Origin of the sequence: Roseobacter sp. EG26, from assembly GCF_049830555.1 — a bacterium.
GTDB lineage: Bacteria > Pseudomonadota > Alphaproteobacteria > Rhodobacterales > Rhodobacteraceae > Roseobacter.
Genome location: NZ_JBNBLH010000006.1, coordinates 113,853 through 133,576, shown reverse-complemented (window position 1 = coordinate 133,576; position 19,724 = coordinate 113,853). Strand labels below are relative to the sequence as shown.

Here is a 19,724-nt window from a genome sequence, read left to right as displayed (position 1 = left end):
TCTCCCAAATGAGGACGAAAAGATGCGCGATGATCATATAGTGCCTGAAAGCGCGCCGCCGGAAAAGCAGTCCGGCGAGGGCCTGAGGGCGCGGGATGTCACGGTCACATATCGCAATGGCCACACCGCTTTGTGGAATGCCAGTTTCGAGATCCCGCGCGGTACGGTAACGGCGCTGGTGGGCGTGAACGGAGCTGGAAAATCCACTCTCTTCAAGGCGATCATGGGCTTTGTTCCGGCCTCTCGCGGAGAGATCAGCATTCTCGGTCACCAAGTGCGGGACGCCCTGAGCCAAAACCTCGTCGCCTATGTGCCCCAATCCGAAGAGGTCGACTGGGCGTTTCCGGTGCTCGTGGAAGACGTTGTGATGATGGGCCGCTATGGTCATATGGGTTTCCTGCGCCGGCCCAAACCGGCCGATTACGCCGCGGTCGACCAGGCCCTGGCGCGGGTCAACATGCAGGATTTCCGCCATCGTCAGATTGGTGAGCTATCGGGTGGTCAGCGCAAACGGGTGTTTCTGGCGCGGGCTCTGGCGCAGGACGGTCAGGTGATCTTGCTGGATGAACCTTTTACCGGTGTCGATGTGAAAACCGAAGAACAGATTGTGGCCCTCCTGCGTGAACTTCGCGCTGAGGGCCGCGTCATGCTGGTCTCCACCCATAACCTGGGGTCCGTGCCCGAATTCTGCGACCGGACTGTTCTGGTCAAGGGTACGGTCCTGAGCTACGGCCCCACCGAAACCACCTTCACCCGCGAAAACCTCGAAGCCGCCTTTGGTGGCGTGCTGCGTCATTTCACCCTCGGCGGCGATACGCTGCACGACGACGAGGACGCCCGCGAAGTCACAATCTTCACCGATGACGAGCGGCCCTTCGTGCAATATGGCGACAAGACCCAGCGCACGGATCAGCAATCATGATCGGCACGTTGCTCGAGCCCTTCGCCTATGGATACATGACCAATGCCATGTGGGTCTCTGCCCTTGTAGGTGGTGTCTGCGCCTTTTTGTCCTCATACCTGATGCTCAAAGGCTGGTCGCTGATCGGCGATGCCCTGTCCCATTCAGTGGTTCCCGGTGTGGCCGGTGCCTATATCCTTGGCCTGCCTTTCGCGCTTGGGGCTTTCATTGCAGGCGGGCTGGCCGCCGGCGCCATGTTGTTTCTGTCCGAACGATCCGGACTCAAGGTTGATGTGATCATCGGGCTGATCTTCACATCTTTTTTCGGACTGGGCCTCTTCATCATCTCGATCAACCCCACTTCCGTATCCATCCAGACCATCACCATGGGCAACATTCTGGCGATCACACCTGAGGACACGCTGCAACTGGCGATCATCGGGTTCGTGTCCCTCGCAATCCTCTTTGCCAAGTGGAGAGACCTGATGGTCACCTTCTTTGATGAGAGCCACGCACGCACCATCGGGTTGCGCCCGCGCCTGTTGAAAGCGATCTTCTTTATCCTGCTGTCAGCGTCAGTTGTCGCCGCCATGCAAACCGTGGGCGCGTTTCTTGTGATCGCCATGGTCGTCACGCCCGGTGCGACGGCCTATTTGCTCTGTGACCGGTTCCCCAGGCTGATCGTTACATCCGTGATCATCGGTTCGGTCACCAGCTTTGCCGGTGCCTACATCAGTTACTTCCTTGACGGCGCCACCGGCGGCATCATCGTCACCCTGCAAACACTTATCTTCCTTTTGGCCTTTGTATTTGCGCCCAAACACGGGCTGCTTGCTGCACGACGCAGGGCCGAAAGCGCGCTGCGATCGGGGCCAGATGCGTCGGCTCAGGAGGTCCTGTAATGGACATGGACACCCTTTTGCTGCCTTTCCGCTTTGAGTTCATGCAGAACGCCTTCCTGATCTCGATCATCGTCTCTGTTCCCACGGCACTCCTGTCGTGTTTTCTGGTGATGAAGGGCTGGGCGTTGATGGGCGACGCGGTCAGCCATGCGGTCCTGCCGGGCATTGTCCTGGCTTATATCCTGGGCATCCCCCTGATCATCGGGGCCTTCGCGGCGGGCATGACCTGCGCCATCGCAACGGGGTATCTTTCCAACAACAGCCGGGTAAAACAGGATACTGTCATGGGTGTTGTCTTCTCGGGCATGTTCGGCATCGGAATCGTGCTCTATGTCTCTGTCGAGACCAACGCCCATCTTGATCACATCCTTTTCGGCAACATGCTGGGGGTCGAAGCACACGAGCTCTGGACTGCCGGAATCATTTCAGCAGGCGTCGGGCTGATGCTGGCCTTGAAGTGGAAGGACTGGCTGCTGCACAGTTTCGATCCCGCTCAGGCGCAGGCCTCCGGTCTCTGGGTCAACTGGTTGCACTACGGCCTTCTTGCCGCCCTCTCCCTGACCATTGTTGCGACCTTGTCGGCAGCGGGCCTGATCCTGGCGATCGGATTGCTGATTGCCCCCGGGGCCATCGCGTTTCTGATCGTGCGCCAATTCTCCACGATGCTATGGGTCTCAGTGCTGGTCTGCATGGTCTCGATGCTGCTGGGCACCTATGCCAGCTTCTTTCTCGACAGCGCCCCCGCACCAACCATTGTTCTGATCCTGACCGGGTTGTTTATCCTGGCCTTTTTGCGACGGCAGATGGTGACCCGGCGTTTGTCCATGAAGCGAGTCGAGAGCTCTTCGCCCAGTTGATCCACCAGGCACCACCGCCTGCCCAGAAACCGGTTCTGGAATGTCATGCCGGTCCGCGATACCCTGTTTCAGGGAGGCACCGAAATGAAAGATCACACCAACCTGCCAAGCGGCTATTATGCGGCCGATGCATGCGATCTAAGCGCATTCCTCGACGCGCTGGACCGCGAAACGCGCGGCGAGGACGTCGCTTTTGCGGCGGACATTCAGAACAACGTTCCCCTCTATGATGCATCCCGCATTCGTCCGCAGGTGGAAGACCCGGCGCGCCGCCGCGATCTCATGAGAGAATGGGCCTGGGTGCTGATGTCCGGGCCCGGCGTTGTCGCGTTGAAGGGGGCATATGCGGACACCTCTGTGCTGGACGAGGCGACAGTCGTTTATGAACGGATCATCGCGGAAGAGAAGGCAGCCAAAGGATCGGGGGGCGATCACTTCGCCGCTGCGGGGGCCAATGATCGCGTCTGGAACGCCCAGCAAAAACTCTGTGAGCAGGCACCCGACGTCTATCTTCGGTACTTCGCGAATACGATGATCGACGCGGTGAGCGAAGCGTGGCTGGGTCCGAACTATCAAATGACCGCTCAGGTTAATCTGGTGCATCCGGGCGGCGGTGCCCAACAGGCCCACCGGGACTATCATCTGGGTTTTCAAACCGAAGAGATTAGCGCCAGCTATCCCGCACATGTACATGCTTTGTCGCCCGTTCTGACATTGCAGGGGGCAATTGCCCATTGTGACATGCCAATCGAAAGCGGCCCGACCAAGCTGCTGCCGTTCTCCCAGACCTATCTGCCGGGATATGCTGCCTGGCGGCGCAATGATTTCCGAGACGTGTTCGAAGAACGCTACATCCAACTCCCCCTGTCAAAGGGGGATGTCGTGTTCTTCAATCCGGCGCTTTTCCACGCAGCCGGGGCAAACACCAGCAAGGACATCGGTCGCATGGCCAATCTGCTGCAAGTGTCTTCAGCCTTCGGACGGGCCATGGAAACCCTGGACCGCAGAGGAATGTGCAAAACGCTCTATCCCTTCGCCGTGCGGGCGCAGCAAACCGGCACCTTGAATAATGCAGAGATGTCGGCGGCTCTGGCGGCAACGGCGGAAGGGTATTCCTTCCCCACGAACCTCGACCGCGACCCACCGATAGGGGGCTTGGCACCCGAGACGCAGAAAGCGCTCTTCCTTCGCGCCCTGTCAGAAAACATGTCAGAATCCGAATTTTCGGATCACCTTGATGAGATGGGGGCACGCCAGTTGGCCTGACGCCATCCCGGGGGAGGGCCTGTCTCGTGCACGGCTAGACCGTCCCGCCAAGGCTCCCTTCCAGAGTGGCCATTTCCTGCCCCCCGGCCATCATGTCCTGCAACTCTTCCGGTGTGATCTCTCCGCGCTCCGCCGTGCCGAGAGTTTTGCCTCTGTTGAGTACGGTAAAGCGGTCCCCCACCGCCATGGCGTGGCGCACGTTGTGAGTGATGAAGACCACGGCAATCCCCTGCTTGCGCACTTTGTCTATGGTGGCCAGAACATTGGAGGTCTGGCGCACACCGAGAGCCGAGGTCGGCTCATCAAGGATGAGCACCTTGGCTCCGAAATGTACCGCACGCGCAATGGCCACGGTCTGCCGCTCACCGCCCGATAAGGTGCCCACCGCTTGATCGGGCCCGCGCAGGTTGATGCCCATTGTGCGCATCTCCGCCATGGTGACCCTGTTGGCGTAGTCATGATCAAAAAAGTTGATGCCAGCGATCTTCTTCAGTGGCTCGTTGCCCATGAAGAAATTCCGACTCACCGACATCAGCGGGATCATCGCGAGGTGCTGGTGGACCGTTGCGATACCGGCCGCAATCGCATCCCGCGGGTCGGCGAAATCAAGCGGCTTGCCTTCGAAAACGATCTCGCCCGCGGTTGGCTTGTGGACGCCGGACATGGTCTTGATGAATGTCGATTTTCCAGCACCGTTGTCACCAAGCAGGCAGTGACATTCGCCAGCAAAAATATCTACGGACACACCGGCGAGCGCAATCACGCTGCCGAAGTGCTTTTCGATGTTTTTCATCTGGATGATTGCATCGGCCATATCAGCGTTCCCCCGTGATGATGCGACGAATGTACGTATTCAGGATCACCGCGAAGAGCAGGATCACCCCCAGGAACACCCGGAAAAGCGAGCTTTCCACCCCGGCAAAGAACAGGCCCTGTTGCACCACGCCGAAAATCAAAGCGCCCAGAGCGGCACCGATGACGGAGCCATATCCGCCGGTCAGCAAGGCCCCACCGATCACAACCGCGATGATGGCTTCGAACTCCTTGAGAAGCCCTCGGTCGGCCCCGGCCGATCCGAATTCCATCACCTGACAGACTGCAAAAACCGTGGCGCAGAAAGCCGTGAACATGAACATCATGATCTTGACCTTGTTCACCGGCACCCCGGAATTGCGTGCGGCTTCGGCGTCGCCACCCGAGGCAAATACCCAGTTACCAAATCTTGTGCGCGTCAGCAGGATATGGCCAAAAACGATCAGGATAATCGCCCAGACGATCAGCATCGGAATGCCGTCAACCACCGGTTCCCCCGCGCGGGTACCGCGCTCGAAGACGCCGATAATGCCCATGTCTCCAAGCCATTGAAAGATGGGCTGACCGATCTTGCCGCCAAAGAATGGTGCCAGCCAGTCGCCTTCAGCCGCATCGCGAATGCCGCCAATGATGGTTTTACGCTCGATCGTCTGTGGGATGTAGATTGTAAAACCACGCAGGATAAACAGGAACGCCAGCGTCACGATAAAACTGGGCAGTCCGGTTCGGACCACGATCCAGCCGTTCAGCGCCCCCAAGGCGCAACAGATGGCAAAGGTGATGATGATGGCGATCCACATTGGCCAGGCAAGGACGACGCCGAAAACGGCGATCATCATGCCGGCAAAACCGATCATCGATCCAACGCTGAGGTCGAACTCTCCGCAGATCATCAGCAGGCACGCACCCACGGCGATGATCATGAATTGCGCCGATACGATGGTCCAGTTCATCACGCCCTGGCTGTTGAACATCCCGCTATCAAAAGCAAAAAGCGCAAAAAGCGTAAATACGGCAAAGGTGCCAACGATGCCGCCAAGTTCAGGGCGGATCAGGGCACGGCGAAATGCCGAAATCTCTTTAATCCGTTCGTCTGTCTGCGTGGTCTCTGCCATAACGTGTCCTTCAGCGTGCAGAAGTTGAAAAAAAGGGCGGCCCTCTTCTTGAGAAAGCCGCCCCTGTTACGGTCGTGAGATCAGCGGTATTCGCCGGCGAACTCTTCAACTTTCGTAAGGGCGTCTTTGGTCACAAAGCCGGGTCCGGAGTTGATGTTGTTGCCAGGCAGAACACCATAGCGGTCCCAGTTGGCCAGGATCACAACGGGCATATACGCCTGAAGGAACGGCTGCTGGTCGATACCCCAGTTGATCGTACCATCCTTGATGCCTTTGACGATTTCCTCACCCAGGTCAAAGGTGCCGAAGTGGATTGCACCGGCCATGCCGTTTTCTTTGAGCGCCGCAATCGTCGGGTCGGCGGAAACTGGGCCAAGCGTCAGGATGCCGTCCACACCGGGATTGGCAGACAGATAGGCCAGAACCTTGTTCTTGATTTCCGACGGGTCGGTGCCGCTGTCCATCATGGCATCGCCCAGGTCAATACCCAGGCCATCAGCGTATCCGCGGCAACGCTCACCAACCGTTGGTTGCTGGATCGCATGGTTCACGCACAGAAACTTGGTCACACCCTCGCCTGCCGCTCTTTGCCCGGCCGCAAACCCTGCGTCATACTCTGGCTGACCAACATACATCAGAGCACCGATTTCGCGCGCCTGCTCCGGTGTGCCGGTGTTCATGATGATGACGTCGATCCCCTGATCGACCGCTGCAGTGATTGGCCCTTTGAGAACGTCAAAATCCGCAAGCGTGGTGATGATACCATCCGGCTGGCTGGCTGCTGCCTGCTCGATAATCCGAGCCATATCCGCGATATCACCGGTCGGCGGGTTGCGATACTCAACTTCCGCACCAACCTGTTCACCGGCCAACGCGATGCCGTTCTTGATCGTGTTCCACCAGCTGTCGCTGTCAGGGGCGTGGCTGACCAGAATGTACTTCTCGCCTTCCGCCGACGCTGTCTGCGCGGTCACAAAGGATGCAGCGGCAATCGCGGTCGCGAGCGCCAGTTTCTTCATCATTGACATTATAATTTCCTCCCAAGGATTCACCGTTCTCATGGCAAAAGAGTGGCTTTGGCCACCTCTCCGACTCGACTTAAACACATGAGGCACTTCTTTGCAACCGGTTGCAAAATACGCGATCATTTTTCATACTGATCGAAAGCGACACCTGCGATAAAAGATCGGACATCGCGAAAATCTGGACGACAGCCCTATGGCCATCACATTGAAAGAGGTTGCGAAACGCGCCGGGGTCTCGCGCTCCGCCGTGTCCAGAACGTTCACAGATGGCGCATCGGTTTCCGAGAAAATGCGGCGCAAGGTCGAAAAGGCTGCCCGCGATCTGGGGTACAGTCCAAATGCACTTGCCTCTTCTTTGACAACCGGACGCACCAAACTCATCGGGCTGGTCTCCAACAACTTTCACAACCCGATCTTCCTGCAGGTTTTTGACCTTTTCACCCGGGGATTGCAGGACCGGGGATTGCGCCCCCTGCTGGTCAACCTCTCGGATGAAACCGATCCGGAGGCATCGGTCCGGATGTTGCGGCAGTATTCCGTGGACGGCGCCGTGGTGGCGTCGTCAACCCTGTCACCCGATTTCGCCAAAGCGTTTCGCGATGCGGGCGTGCCGGTCGTGCACAGTTTCGGGCGCTCCACAAGCGCGCCACAGGTCCATGTCGTGGGGATTGACAACGTGGAATGCGGGCGGATGGCCGCACGAACATTGCTGGCGCGCGGCTACAAGGACATCGCCTTTCTGGGCGGGCCTGAATCCGCCACATCCACGCAGGACAGATACAAGGGGTTCTTTCAGGAGCTTGCCACCGCGCCGGATATAAATTTGTCCCATTCCTTTGCGGAGCAATATTCGTTTGACGCAGGCCGCAAGGAAATGCTGCGCCTGCTCCGGGATCACCCCGCCGAAGCCTATTTCTGCGGCGATGATGTTTTGTCCATTGGCGTGCTTTCGGCCATCAAGGACAGCGGGCTGCGGGTCCCGGAGGATATCGGGATCATCGGACTAAACGACATGGAAATGGCCCGATGGCAGAACATTGATCTCACCACGATCCATCAACCGATCCGTCAGATTGTCACATCCTCAATCGAACTAATGGTCGCCATGCTGGACGAACCCGACCGCTACCCCGAGGGCAGAGTGTTCCCCTGTTCGATCGTTGAGCGGGGCACATTGCGCCCCGCCCCGTAGCTACCGATACATCGGCGGGCGTGCATCGACCCACGCACCATCGCTTTTTCCGCTTTCCGCCACCGCGAAAACGGCAGCCATGGACCGCAACCCGTCGCTTGCACGTGGATAAAGATCAGCGGCAGGGTCCATCGCACGGTCTTCTTTTTCAGCACGGATCGCTTCGGCCAGATCGGCGTAGATATTCGCGAAAGCCAGCGGCATACCCTCTGCGTGACCCACCGTGACACGGCTCGTACGATCCGCTTCGGGGCTGAGCCCACCTGCGCCGCGTTCGATGACTTCGAGCCGCCCGTTCAGGGGCATCCAGTAAAGCTGGTTGGGGTGTTCCTGCGACCAGCGCAAGCCGCCTTTTTCGCCGAAGACCTGCAGTGTCAGCCCGTGCTGGCGACCCAGCGCCACCGATGACGTCCAGAGCCGTCCGACAGCGCCGCCATCAAAGCGCAGGTTGACCATCGCATCGTCTTCCAACACGCGACTGGCAATACAGCTCACCGTATCCGCCGACAGGCGTGTGGCTTCCTGACCGATCACGAAACTGGCCATGTGCAGAGCATGGATGCCGCAATCCGCAAACTGTGCGGACACGCCCGCCTGCGCCGGATCATAGCGCCAGCGCACACGCGGGTTGTCGGCATCCGCAGCATCTGCGTGGTGCCCATGGGCAAACTCGGCCTTGACCAGACGGACGCCGCCCAGATCGCCCCGCGCCACCATCGCTTTCATGTGACGCACGAGGCTGTAGCCGGAATAGCCGTAGTTCACCGCGCAAATGCGACCGGAACTTTCCGACAGGCGCACGATCTCCTCACCTTCAGCGACCGTCATCGTCATGGGTTTCTCGCAGAGCACGTGAAAACCTGCTTCCAGAAAGGCTTTGGTGATCTCAAAATGTGTCGCATTGGGCGTGGCCACGGTCACCAGATCAACCCGGTCGTCACGCGCCGCCTCGCCCGCCAGCATCTCGCGCCAGTCGCCATAGGCGCGATCTGCATCCAGCCCCAATCGCTGACCATAGGCGCGCCCTTGCTCCGCCCGGTGGTCCAGCGCGCCTGCGGCAAATTCAAAAGCCCCGTCGAGGCCCGCCCCAAGACGGTGTGCCGGGCCAATCTGGCTGCCTTCTCCGCCGCCTATCATGCCCCATTTCAGCTTAGCCATGATGTCAGCCCCCTACTTAAAGCCAATGGATTCAAGGTATTCCCGGTTTGCCCGCGCATCCCCGACAGGATCGTGATCAAGCGTGGGGTCGCAGTCCTGCTCAACCGTGCACCAGCCTTCAAAACCGGCGTCCAGCAGCACCTTGCGCACGGCGGGAAAATCCACGTCCCCCTGCCCCAGATTGCAGAAAATACCCTGCCCGCAGGCATCATAAAACCCGGTCCGTTTGGCGATCACATCGGCTTTGACAACTGGGTCAATGTCCTTGAAATGCATATAGGAAATGCGCCCGATATGTCGCTTCATGAAGGCCACCGGATCAAAACCCGCATAGGAATGATGCCCGGTGTCAAAGCAGATTTTGAGTATGCGCTCGTCGACCTCATCCAGCAGACGCTCCAACTCGGGTTCAAAATCCATGAAGCCCGCCGCATGGGCGTGAATGCCCACCGTCAGCCCATAATCTTCAGCGCCCATCTTGGCGATGGTGGCGATCCGATCGCGGTAGGCCGCCCATTCCGCCGCATCCATCTGTTCGGCTTCCTGCGCCCGCCCGGCAGTCGGCGCGCGGCGCTCTGAAATGGAATCGATCAGCACCAGATGCCGCGCCCCATGGGCCGACAGCGCCTTGCAGGTCCGCACGGACCCGTCGAGTACATCCTCCCAGGCATCCGGGTCGTGAAAGGGCCGGAACACCACGCCGCCGATCAGTTCCAGATCATGCGTTGCCAGTGCAGCCCCCAGCACGGCAGGATCCTCCGGCATGAACCCGACGGGACCAAGCTCAATGCCCTTGTAACCGGCCTCGGCGCAGTCTTTCAGGACGGATTGCCAGGTGGGATTGCGGGCATCTTCCGCAAATTCCACGCCCCATGAACAGGGGGCGTTACCAATACGAAGTGTCATGGGTTTTTGCCTTTCCCAAACTCAGAATTCAGAGATGTCTTTCCAGTTTTTATCGCGCGAGGACGCCATGGCCGCCGCGATCACGCGGTTCACCTCCATCCCGTCTTCAAAAGCGGGCCAGATGTTCTGGCCGGTCTCGATGGCGCGCAGAAAATCCCGCGCCTCAATGATGATCTGGTCCTGATAACCGGTGCCATGCCCCGGCCCCTGACAGAAGGGCTCGTAGTCAGGATGCGCAGGCCCTGTGAGAATTTTTGTGAACCCGCGCGTGGCGTCATCACCGCCCATCTTGTAAAGCCAGAGCGCATTCTGATCTTCCTGATCAAAACGGATCGCGCCTTTTGTCCCCATGATTTCATAGGCATAGCCCATCTTGCGACCCGTCGCGATGCGGCTGAAATACATCTGCCCCATGGCCCCGTTGGCGAAACGGCACATCATCTGCGCATGATCGTCGTTTGTGACAGTCCCGCCGGGGCGCGCCTGATGGACGGTTTCGACCTCTGCGATCAGCTTCTCGACCGGCCCCAGCAGCGCCAGTGCTGCGTTGATCATATGCGGGGCAAGATCGCCCATTGTTCCGTTGGCGTCCCCTTCGGTGCGCCAGGACACAGGGCTATCCGGATCGGCATAGAAATCTTCGGTGTGCTCTCCTCGAAACCAGGTGATATCCCCGATCTCGCCTTCCGCGATCAACTGACGCGCAAACTGGCTCGCCGGTGTCCGGATATAGTTGAAGCCAACCATGTTCGGCACGCCCGCACGCTCCGCCGCCGCGACCATCGCGCGGCTGTCCGCCAACGACGCGCCCAGCGGCTTTTCGCAGAACACCGGCTTGCCCAGTGCAAAAGCCGCTTCGGCAATCTCGCGGTGCAAGTCCTGTGGTGTTGCGATGACAATGGCCTCAACGCCTGCGTCATTCACCAGCACGCGCCAGTCATCTGTGGCCCGCGTGAACCCGAAAGCGGCGCGGTATTTCTCCGCAGATTCAGGCGTGCTGGCGCAGATCATCTCCAGCCTGGGCCGAAGCTGGGTGTCAAAGACAGCACCCACGGCGGACATTGCGACAGAATGCGCCTTGCCCATGTAGCCACCCCCAAGAATGCCAATGCCAATCTCTGCCACGTCCTGCCACCTTTGCGAATTTACGTTTGCAACCGGTTGCAAAATTAGTATCGTGGGATTCTGAACTGCGCAAGACGCGAAATGAGCAACCGCTTTAAAATCGCAAAAGGACGGCCACCCATATGACCAAGAAACTGACCACGGCTCAGGCCATTATCAAATGGCTCGACAACCAGTTCATCATGGTGGACGGGGAAGAGATGCGCGTTTGCGGCGGCGGCTTTGGCATCTTCGGGCATGGCAATGTCACCTGCCTGGGCGAAGCACTTTATGGCGTTCGCGACACGCTGCCGCTTTACCGCGGGCAGAACGAGCAAAGCATGGGATTTGCCGCAGCGGGCTATGCCAAACAATGGCTGCGCCAGCGGTTCATGTTCTGCACCGCCTCCGCCGGGCCGGGCACCTCCAATCTGGTCACTTCCGCCGCACTGGCCCATGCCAACCGGCTGCCCATGCTGCTGCTTTGCGGGGATACCTATGTGACCCGCCTGCCCGATCCGGTCCTGCAGCAGATGGAGAATTTCAACGACCCGACTTTAGGTGTGAACGACGCGTTCAAACCGGTCAGCCGCTATTGGGACCGCATCACCCATCCCGCGCAGATCATCCAGTCGCTGCCCGCTGCCCTCGCGACGCTGCTCGATCCGGGCGATTGCGGACCTGCCTTTATCGGCTTGCCGCAGGATGTTCAGGGCTGGACCTACGACTACCCGGAGGCGTTTTTTGAAAAACGCGTGCACCGCATCCGTCGCCAAACGGCGGATGCTGAGGAAATCGCCGATGCCGCCGCCTTGCTGGCAAGCGCGAAACGTCCCATGATCATTGCGGGTGGCGGCGTGCAATACAGCCGCGCGGTGCGTGAGTTGACCGAATTTGCCGAAGCCCGCCAGATCCCCGTGGTCGAAACCATTGCCGGGCGCGCCAATCTGCTGGCAGATCACCCGCTGAACATCGGACCCATCGGCGTGACCGGCTCGGACAGTGCCAATGCCATTGCCGAGGAGGCAGACGTCATCCTGGCCGTCGGCACGCGGCTTCAGGATTTCACCACCGGGTCGTGGACGGCATTCTCGCAGGACGCGCAGTTCGTTTCGATCAATGCGGCACGCCATGACGCGGGCAAACATCGCGCGCTGCCGGTTGTCGGGGACGCCAAACTGGGCCTTGCGGCCTTGGGCGCGTCGCTGGGCACCTATCGCAGCCCCGAAGGCTGGACCGAAAAGGCCCGCGATGAACGCGCCAAATGGGACACCTATGTCGCCGAAAACGTGTCCTTTGGCGACAACCGCCCGAATTCCTACGCGCAGGCCATCGGCGTGGTGAACGCGCTTTGCCACAGACGCGACCGCGTGGTGGCAGCCGCAGGCGGCCTGCCTGCGGAGGTGACCGCGAACTGGCGCACGCTGGAGTGCGGCACGGTGGACGTCGAGTTTGGCTTTTCCTGCATGGGCTACGAAATCTCCGGCGCCTGGGGCGCGCGGATCGCCCAATCGGAGCGCGAGCCGGACAGGGACACCATCGTCTTTATCGGCGATGGCTCCTATCTGATGATGAATTCGGACATCTATTCATCAGTGCTGACAGGCAAGAAACTGATCATCCTGGTGCTCGACAATGGCGGATTTGCCGTCATCAACAAGCTGCAGAACAACACCGGCAACGAAAGTTTCAACAACCTGATCGCGGACTGCCCCACCGTGCCGACCCCCTTCGCTGTGGATTTTGAGGCCCATGCCGCCGCCATGGGCGCACAGGCTGAAACCGTTGCCAACCCGTCCGAGCTGGGCGAAGCTTTCAAGCGCGCACAGGCAGCGGATAAAACATGCGTCATTGTCATGAAAGTCGATGCCTATGAAGGTTGGACGACAGAGGGCCACACATGGTGGGAATGCGGCACACCGCATATTTCCACGTCCCAAAAGGTGCATGCAGCACATGTCGCGTGGGAAAATGGCCGCGCACGTCAGCGAAAGGGCGTCTGATGCTGCGCGACGCTCTGGCAAAACGGAATTTCGTGGTGGTGGGCCGTGTGGGGATGGATTTTTTCCCCGATCCGCCCGGCACCAGCACGCCCGACGCGCAGGTGATGAAGGTCGGGATGGGCGGGTCTTCTGCCAATATCGCCGCCGGGCTGTGCAAATTCGGCTGTCAGGCCGCCCTTGTGACATCGGTCTCGGACGATGCCGTGGGCTGGTACTGCGAAGGGCAACTCGATCACTACGGCGTGGATCGTCGCCATGTGAAGCGCGTCACCGGAGAATACCGCACCTCGCTGGCCGTCTATGAAACGCGCATCGAAGACCATCAGTCCGTCATCTACCGCAACAACGCAGCGGATTTTCAGATGACTGTCGCGGATGTGGAGGCGGTGGATTACACGCGCTTTGGCGCGCTGATCACCGCAGGCACGGTCTTTGCCGCCGAACCCTCGCGCGCGGCGGCCTTCCGGGCGTTTGAGCTTGCCCGCGCCGCCGGTTTGCCGATCATCTTTGACGTCGATTACCGCCCCTATAGCTGGCCCTCGCCTCAAGTCGCCGAAGAGGTGCTGAGCCGAGCGGGCGAGATGGCCGACATCATCGTGGGCAATGACGAGGAGTTCGGCTTCATGGCCGGTCATATCGACAAAGGGCTGGCCAAGGCGCGTGCGCTTGCCGCCAGCAGCGCCGAAATCGTCATCTACAAGAAAGGCCCGGAAGGGGCGGTGACCTTTGCAGATGGCGCAGAAATCGCCACCGGCATCTACCCGGTGGCGGCGATCAAACCCACCGGCGCCGGAGACAGCTTCATGGCCGGGTTTCTGGCCGCCCTCTCTGAGGACTGCCCGATGAAGGAAGCCGTGCTGCGCGGCTCCGCCTGTGCCTCCATCGTGGTCGCAAAACCCGGATGCGCCCCCGCCATGCCCGACCGAAGCGAACTGGAACAGTTCCTCGCCACCCATCCCGGCCCGACCGAAGCCTAAAAGGACCACGCCCCATGCATATCGCTCCTCACGACAATCACAACAAACCCATTGTGGATGCAGACGACCCGACGGTGCCGCTGAATTACTTCAACATCGTGAAGCTGACGCAGGATCAGAGCTTTGACTATCAGGTGCCGGGCTATGAAACCTGCATCGTGCCCGCAACCGGCACCGTCGATGTGGACGTGGAAGGTGTAGGCTTCGCCGCTCTGGGCAACAGAGGCGTCGATGTCTGGGATGGCGAGCCGGAAGGCGTCTATGTCCCCGTCGGTGCGAAGGCCCGAATAACCTGCACCAGTGCTGCCACCGAAGTCTTCATCGCCGGCGCCAGATACGACAAGGTGCTGGCCCCCTTCGATGTGCGGGTGGCCGAACTGGACAAGGTTCAATACGGCTCCGATGACACCAAAACCCATCGCAAGATCAAACACATCCTCGGCCAGCAACAACACGACAAGGTGGGCCGCCTTCTGGTCTCGGAGCTGTTCACGGTCGGTCAGGGCGGCTGGTCGGGCTTTCCCGCCCACAAGCACGACACCGATAACCTGCCGCATGAAACCCGTCATGATGAGACCTACAACTTCCGCTTTCGCCCCAACCACGGCTCCGGCGTGCAGATCCTGCAACGTGAGGAAGGCAAACCGGGCGACGCCTATCAGCTCATGGATGGCTCCACAATCTGCATCGACAAGGGCTATCACCCCTGTGCGGTGATGCCGGGCTATGAGATGTATTATTTCACCATTCTCGGCGGGCTCAGCCAGCGCAGCCTGGTGCAATATTTTCAGCCCACCCATGCCTATCAGATCGAAACGATCCCCGGCATCAAGGATATGGTGGCGAAGTTCAAGTGAGGCGAAGGCCCGAACCGCAATAAAGCAACGCCTCGCCCGGCGGCTCCGCCGGGCAGCCCCCGCCCCCCCCAGGCGGGGGCTTCACCACAACCCGCGGCCGGGGACCGCCCTCAGCGAAATATGCGTTCCATGCCCCTAGTCACCCTCTCGGATGTCCTGCAACCCGCCCTGAAAGAAGGCCATGCCATCGCCGGTCTGGTCACCTTTGGCTGGGAGGATATGCGCGCCTATGTGGCCGCCGCCGAGGCTGAAGCCGTGCCGGTGATCCTTCAGGCCGGTCCTTCCTGCCGCGCCCACACGCCCCTGCCAATATTGGGCAAAATGTTCCGCCATCTGGCCGAAAACGCGTCCGTCCCCGTGGTCGCGCATCTCGATCACGGCTACACGGCGGACGAATGCCGCGAAGCGCTGGACAGCGGGTTTACCTCGCTGATGTTTGACGGATCACGCCTGCCACTGGACCAGAACATCGCCGAAACCGCCGCCATCGCCACGATGGCCCACAAGGCGGGCATCTCCTGTGAAGGCGAGATCGGCTTTGTCGGCTATTCAGGTGGCGAAAACTCCGCCGGCACCGATCCGCAGGAGGCCGCGCGTTTTGCCGTTGAGACCGGCGTTGATGCCATGGCCATTTCGGTCGGCAATGTGCATTTGCAGGAGAACAAGGAAGGCGGGCTGGACGAGGCCCGCATTCGCGCGATTGAGGCGGTCACGGATGTGCCTTTGGTCATTCACGGCGGCTCAGGCGTGCCTCTGGATCAGCGCACGCGCCTTGCACGCGGCTCCGGCATCTGCAAATTCAACATCGGAACGGAATTGCGCATGGCCTTTGGCGATGCCCTGCGCGCCGCCGTAAACAGGGACCCCGACCGGTTTGACCGGGTCACGATCCTGAAAGACACACATGACCCGCTGGTCGCGGCCACACGGCGCGTGCTGCGCGGGTTCAAGGGAGAAAGCCAATGCTGAACATCGGGCTTCTGGGTTGTGGCCGCATTGGCGCTGTGCACGCCCGGTCGATCAAACAACACCCCGACGCGCAGGTGACCGCCCTGTCGGATGCCATACCGGCGGCGGCGCAGGCGCTGGCAGAGACCAGTGGCGCTGCCGTTCTGGACAGCGACGCGCTGATCAACAGCGCCGATGTGGACGCGGTGATCATCGGCACCCCGACCGACACCCATTACGATTTGATCCACAAGGCAGCGGCGGCAGGCAAGGCGATATTCTGCGAAAAGCCGATCGACATGTCCGCCGCGCGCATCCGCGACTGCATCCGCGCGGTCACGGCGGCGAGCGTCCCTTTCATGACCGCCTTCAACCGCCGGTTTGACCCTAGTTTTGCCAATCTGCAAGCACGCCTAGCGCAGGGAGAGATCGGCGATGCCGAGATCATCACCATCCTGTCGCGCGACCCCGCGCCGCCGCCCATCGGCTACATCAAAAGCTCGGGCGGGATTTTTCGCGACATGATGATCCATGATCTCGATATGGCGCGCTTTCTTCTTGGCGAAGAGCCGGTGCAGGTTTTTGCCGTGGGCAGCGCTCTTGTCGATCCCGAGATTGGCGCGGCAGGGGATGTGGATACCGCCGCCGTTACACTCACCACGGCATCGGGGAAAATCTGCCAGATCAGCAATTCGCGGCGGGCCACCTACGGGTATGACCAGCGGATCGAGGTGCATGGCTCCAGCGGCATGCTGCGTGCCGCAAATGTGCATGAAAATACTGTGGAGGCCGCCACGGGCTTGGGCTTTCAGACCGCCCCCACCATGCATTTCTTTCTGGAGCGCTACGAGCTGGCCTACGCGCGCGAGATTGCCCATTTCGTTGAGGCGCTGCGTCAGGGCACGCCGCCAAGCCCGGGCATTGACGACGGCCTCAAGGCACAGCTTCTGGCGGATGCGGCGACCCGGTCCTGGCAGGACGGCACGGTGGTCACATTAGGCTGATCCATCCGGCTCAAAATTGCCGGTGACGCCCTTGTCATCTTGCGAAATGAGGTGTTAGCCTGAACCTACCTAACCGGGCAGCGGGGTGTCTTCCGGACCCGCCCGACGTCACTCAGACGCGTGAAATCCCCGCGGAACCGACCTTTCGTTGCGGAAGGTTTTTTTCGAACGCGCCAAGGGGCGCTGAAAGGGAGAGTGACTTATGCAGAACATTGGTATTATCGGCATCGGCGATATGGGGAGCGGTATCGCCAAAAACCTGATTGCAAACGGGTATTCGGTGACGGGGTTTGATCATCTTGCTTCGCGGATGACCGCATTCACCGACATGGGCGGTAGGCCTGCGGACCGTCCCGCCGCGGTGGCTAAGGCGTCGGAGGCGGTATTTGTCATGGTCATGACCGGCGATCAGGCCAAATCGGTCATTCTGGGCGCGGAAGGTCTTGTCGCGCATTTGCCCCCCGGGGGTGCCGTCATTCTCAGCGCCACGATCAAGCCGCGCGAGGCCCGCGAGATCGGGCAGGCCATGGCCGGATCGGGCATTCATCTCATTGACACGCCCGTGTCCGGCGGCTTTCCCGGCGCGCAGAGCGGCACGCTCACGATGATGGCCGCGGCACCGGATGCGGTGCTGGATCAGTTCAAACCGGTGATGCAGGCGGTCTCGGCTAATATTCACCGGGTGGGAACCGAACCCGGCGACGGTCAGACCGTCAAAGCCTGTTTGCAATCCCTGATCGGTGCGCAGTTTTCGGCCACATTTGAGGCCGCCGCCCTGGCCGCCAAGGCGGGCGTGCCGGGGCAAGTACTGCTTGACGTTTTCTCGACCTCCTCGGCAGGCTGCGGCGTTGTCAACAACGCTTTGGAAAAGATCATCGACCGTCAGTTCGAGGGCACCGGCAGCCACATCAACACCATGCACAAGGATCTGACCATCTCCATGGGTCTGGGCGAAGAATTGGGCGTACCGCTGCACACTGCCGCCGCGGCCATGCAAATATTTCACGCCGGACGCACCAGATATCCTGATGGTGACAATTGGGTCTGTACCCGTGTGATCGAGGAGATCATCGGCGCTGAACTGCACCGGAAGATCGACACATGAAGCTGGGTGTCATTTGCGACGGCATCAGCCGTAATCTGCCCCATGCCGTTGACGTCATGGATGAGTTCGACCTCGACTATGCGGAACTGCAATTTGTCGGAGAAACAGAGGTGGGCGATCATTCGCCCGCCGAAATCAGGGACATCGACCAGTTGTTGCGCGACCGTGGCAAACCGGTCTCCTGCCTCTCGCGGCACATCTTTGCGGGCATGGACGCACAAAACCGGCCCGGCGATGCGCTGCACACCCGGCATATGGATGCGCTCAAGCGGGTCATCGAAATGGCGCATATTGTGGGATCACCGCTGGTGCGGATCATGACCCAGCGCAAGGAACAGATCCTCTGGGGCAAAAACGGTGCAGAGAAATGGAACGTCGCCCATGGCGCCTGGGACAGCATGGCGCCGATGATCGCACCTGCCGTTGACCTTGCGCGCGCCGAAGGGCTGACGCTGGTGGTGGAGACCGGCAACGGCACGATGGTCAATTCAAACTATACCGCGCGCAGGCTGATCGACGAATTGGATGCAAGGGATGCGCTCAAGGTGCTCTGGGATCCGGGCAACAACTGTTGGTGTCATGAACGCGCCTTCCCAGAAGGCTACGCCGAAGTCAAAGACGGCTATTTGGGGCATATTCATATCAAGGATGTTCTGGTCGACACGCCGCGTGCGACACTAGAGGTCCGCAGAATGGGGGACGGGCAGCTGGGACCGCTCTTTGGTGACATCGCCGAAGCGCTCAGGACGGATGGGTATGACGGTGTGGTCTCTTTCGAGAGCGTCTATCACCCCGGGAACGGAGATTTCGAGGCCGGTTTCAGAGAGTGCATCGGCGAATTCAAGCGGTTGTTCGGCTAATCCCGTTCGCGCATGAGAAGCGATGGTGGCGGGCATTGTTCTGGCTGTCCGCCACTCACCAAGCCACGGCTCACGATCGCAGAAACCGAAAAATCGGCAACAAGCCTTCGAACTCTTTGATCGTTCGTTCAATCAAATCGGGGCCGATGGCAAACTCAGGGTCGAAATCTTTCCATCCGGAAAACCCCTTTCTGCGCAGCGCTTCGACATGGGGGTGATCCTTGTCAAATCCGGGTGGCACGCGCTTGAGCTCCGGTTCTGAAATCCGGATACCCTTTGCCGAAAGAGTCGTGGAAAGTTCGATCAGCGCTGCCCCTTTGGGTCCGGCCATATCGGCTCGAAACCTCTCCAGAACCGCCTTGTCGAACTGGAACACACCGCACCCCAGCGCGAGTTTCCCGCTATCCAGCCCAAAAAACCACATAGGCGCATTGTTCCCGCCGTTTTCTGGGGAAAACGACAGATGAATGTACGGATTATAGGGGGATTTATCCTTGGAAAACCGAACGTCACGATAAATCCGGTAGGTTTTTGAACTGTGCGGAACCTGTGTCAACTTCTGCAAACCCATGGCCAGTGCGGCACAAAACCGCTCTGTCGGCGCTTTGGCCTGCGCCTCGTAGTCATGTTTGTGATCCGCAAACCACTGCCTGTCGTTGTTCGCCTTGAGGTCCGTCAGAAACTGTAAGGTCTCTTTCGGGAAATGATCAAACCTGGTCATCCTTTGTCCT

General features: G+C 59.9%; 19 protein-coding genes. 12 read left to right on the top strand and 7 right to left on the bottom strand.

Annotation, left to right across the window (positions count from 1 at the left end; translation table 11 throughout):
• Positions 1–22: 22 nt before the first annotated feature.
• The 4 genes from ACOTTU_RS14860 to ACOTTU_RS14845 all read left to right on the top strand — a co-directional run bounded on the left by ACOTTU_RS14860 (position 23) and on the right by ACOTTU_RS14845 (position 3,926).
• Positions 23–922: a manganese/iron ABC transporter ATP-binding protein gene (locus ACOTTU_RS14860; protein ID WP_425659152.1), complete on the top strand. Its 900-nt coding sequence runs from the start codon at positions 23–25 to the stop codon at positions 920–922.
• The gene (locus ACOTTU_RS14855) at positions 919–1,803 is read left to right on the top strand and encodes a metal ABC transporter permease (protein WP_425659150.1); all 885 of its coding nucleotides are present in this window, start codon (positions 919–921) and stop codon (positions 1,801–1,803) included. The genes ACOTTU_RS14860 and ACOTTU_RS14855 overlap by 4 nt, the downstream gene beginning before the upstream one ends.
• A 5-nt stretch (positions 1,804–1,808) precedes the next feature.
• Positions 1,809–2,660, top strand: coding sequence for a metal ABC transporter permease (locus ACOTTU_RS14850; RefSeq protein WP_425659446.1), 852 nt, complete (start codon positions 1,809–1,811; stop codon positions 2,658–2,660).
• 84 nt (positions 2,661–2,744) lie between these two features.
• Entirely contained in the window at positions 2,745–3,926 is a 1,182-nt protein-coding gene (locus ACOTTU_RS14845; protein ID WP_425659148.1) for a phytanoyl-CoA dioxygenase family protein, read from the top strand.
• A gap of 34 nt (positions 3,927–3,960) precedes the next feature.
• Here the strand turns inward: ACOTTU_RS14845 and ACOTTU_RS14840 are convergent, their stop codons facing one another.
• The 3 genes from ACOTTU_RS14840 to ACOTTU_RS14830 all read right to left on the bottom strand — a co-directional run bounded on the left by ACOTTU_RS14840 (position 3,961) and on the right by ACOTTU_RS14830 (position 6,885).
• A complete protein-coding gene (locus ACOTTU_RS14840) occupies positions 3,961–4,740 on the bottom strand; it encodes an ATP-binding cassette domain-containing protein (RefSeq protein WP_298914403.1) in 780 nt (259 codons plus the stop codon).
• Between the two features lies 1 nt (position 4,741).
• Positions 4,742–5,854 carry an ABC transporter permease gene (locus tag ACOTTU_RS14835; RefSeq protein WP_298914400.1) on the bottom strand — a complete coding sequence of 371 codons (1,113 nt, stop codon included), beginning with the start codon at positions 5,852–5,854 and terminating at the stop codon, positions 4,742–4,744.
• Between the two features lie 80 nt (positions 5,855–5,934).
• Positions 5,935–6,885: a sugar ABC transporter substrate-binding protein gene (locus tag ACOTTU_RS14830; protein WP_298915273.1), complete on the bottom strand. Its 951-nt coding sequence runs from the start codon at positions 6,883–6,885 to the stop codon at positions 5,935–5,937.
• A gap of 187 nt (positions 6,886–7,072) precedes the next feature.
• On the opposite strand from ACOTTU_RS14830, the gene ACOTTU_RS14825 reads away from it, so the two are divergent.
• Positions 7,073–8,071, top strand: a complete 999-nt coding sequence (locus ACOTTU_RS14825; RefSeq protein ID WP_425659146.1) for a LacI family DNA-binding transcriptional regulator — start codon at positions 7,073–7,075, stop codon at positions 8,069–8,071.
• On the opposite strand, the gene ACOTTU_RS14820 is transcribed toward ACOTTU_RS14825, so the two are convergent.
• From ACOTTU_RS14820 to ACOTTU_RS14810, 3 genes are read right to left on the bottom strand one after another with little or no spacing between them, the layout of a single operon-like run.
• Positions 8,072–9,229 (bottom strand): Gfo/Idh/MocA family protein, encoded by a 1,158-nt coding sequence (locus tag ACOTTU_RS14820; protein WP_425659144.1) that lies wholly within the window; start codon positions 9,227–9,229, stop codon positions 8,072–8,074.
• A 12-nt stretch (positions 9,230–9,241) separates the two neighbouring features.
• Entirely contained in the window at positions 9,242–10,135 is an 894-nt protein-coding gene (locus ACOTTU_RS14815; RefSeq protein ID WP_425659142.1) for a TIM barrel protein, read from the bottom strand.
• Positions 10,136–10,156: 21 nt separating this feature from the next.
• On the bottom strand, positions 10,157–11,260 hold the full coding sequence (locus ACOTTU_RS14810; RefSeq protein ID WP_425659140.1) for a Gfo/Idh/MocA family protein: 1,104 nt from the start codon (positions 11,258–11,260) through the stop codon (positions 10,157–10,159).
• A gap of 122 nt (positions 11,261–11,382) precedes the next feature.
• Here ACOTTU_RS14810 and iolD point away from each other — a divergent pair, with 122 nt between their 5' ends.
• From iolD to ACOTTU_RS14775, 7 genes are all read left to right on the top strand, one after another.
• On the top strand, positions 11,383–13,242 hold the full coding sequence (iolD, locus tag ACOTTU_RS14805) for a 3D-(3,5/4)-trihydroxycyclohexane-1,2-dione acylhydrolase (decyclizing) (protein WP_425659138.1): 1,860 nt from the start codon (positions 11,383–11,385) through the stop codon (positions 13,240–13,242).
• Positions 13,242–14,219 carry a 5-dehydro-2-deoxygluconokinase gene (iolC, locus tag ACOTTU_RS14800; protein ID WP_425659136.1) on the top strand — a complete coding sequence of 326 codons (978 nt, stop codon included), beginning with the start codon at positions 13,242–13,244 and terminating at the stop codon, positions 14,217–14,219. Before iolD ends, iolC begins: the two co-directional genes overlap by 1 nt.
• 14 nt (positions 14,220–14,233) lie before the next feature.
• Complete coding sequence (locus ACOTTU_RS14795; protein WP_425659134.1) at positions 14,234–15,076, top strand: 5-deoxy-glucuronate isomerase; 843 nt, start codon at positions 14,234–14,236, stop codon at positions 15,074–15,076.
• Between the two features lie 129 nt (positions 15,077–15,205).
• Positions 15,206–16,045, top strand: a complete 840-nt coding sequence (locus tag ACOTTU_RS14790) for a class II fructose-bisphosphate aldolase (RefSeq protein WP_425659132.1) — start codon at positions 15,206–15,208, stop codon at positions 16,043–16,045.
• Positions 16,039–17,028 carry an inositol 2-dehydrogenase gene (iolG, locus tag ACOTTU_RS14785; protein WP_425659131.1) on the top strand — a complete coding sequence of 330 codons (990 nt, stop codon included), beginning with the start codon at positions 16,039–16,041 and terminating at the stop codon, positions 17,026–17,028. Before ACOTTU_RS14790 ends, iolG begins: the two co-directional genes overlap by 7 nt.
• Positions 17,029–17,230: 202 nt before the next feature.
• On the top strand, positions 17,231–18,133 hold the full coding sequence (locus ACOTTU_RS14780) for an NAD(P)-dependent oxidoreductase (RefSeq protein ID WP_425659129.1): 903 nt from the start codon (positions 17,231–17,233) through the stop codon (positions 18,131–18,133).
• Positions 18,130–18,993, top strand: a complete 864-nt coding sequence (locus ACOTTU_RS14775) for a sugar phosphate isomerase/epimerase family protein (RefSeq protein ID WP_425659127.1) — start codon at positions 18,130–18,132, stop codon at positions 18,991–18,993. The genes ACOTTU_RS14780 and ACOTTU_RS14775 overlap by 4 nt, the downstream gene beginning before the upstream one ends.
• Before the next feature lie 70 nt (positions 18,994–19,063).
• On the opposite strand, the gene ACOTTU_RS14770 is transcribed toward ACOTTU_RS14775, so the two are convergent.
• On the bottom strand, positions 19,064–19,714 hold the full coding sequence (locus ACOTTU_RS14770) for a DUF2461 domain-containing protein (RefSeq protein ID WP_425659125.1): 651 nt from the start codon (positions 19,712–19,714) through the stop codon (positions 19,064–19,066).
• Positions 19,715–19,724: the final 10 nt, after the last annotated feature.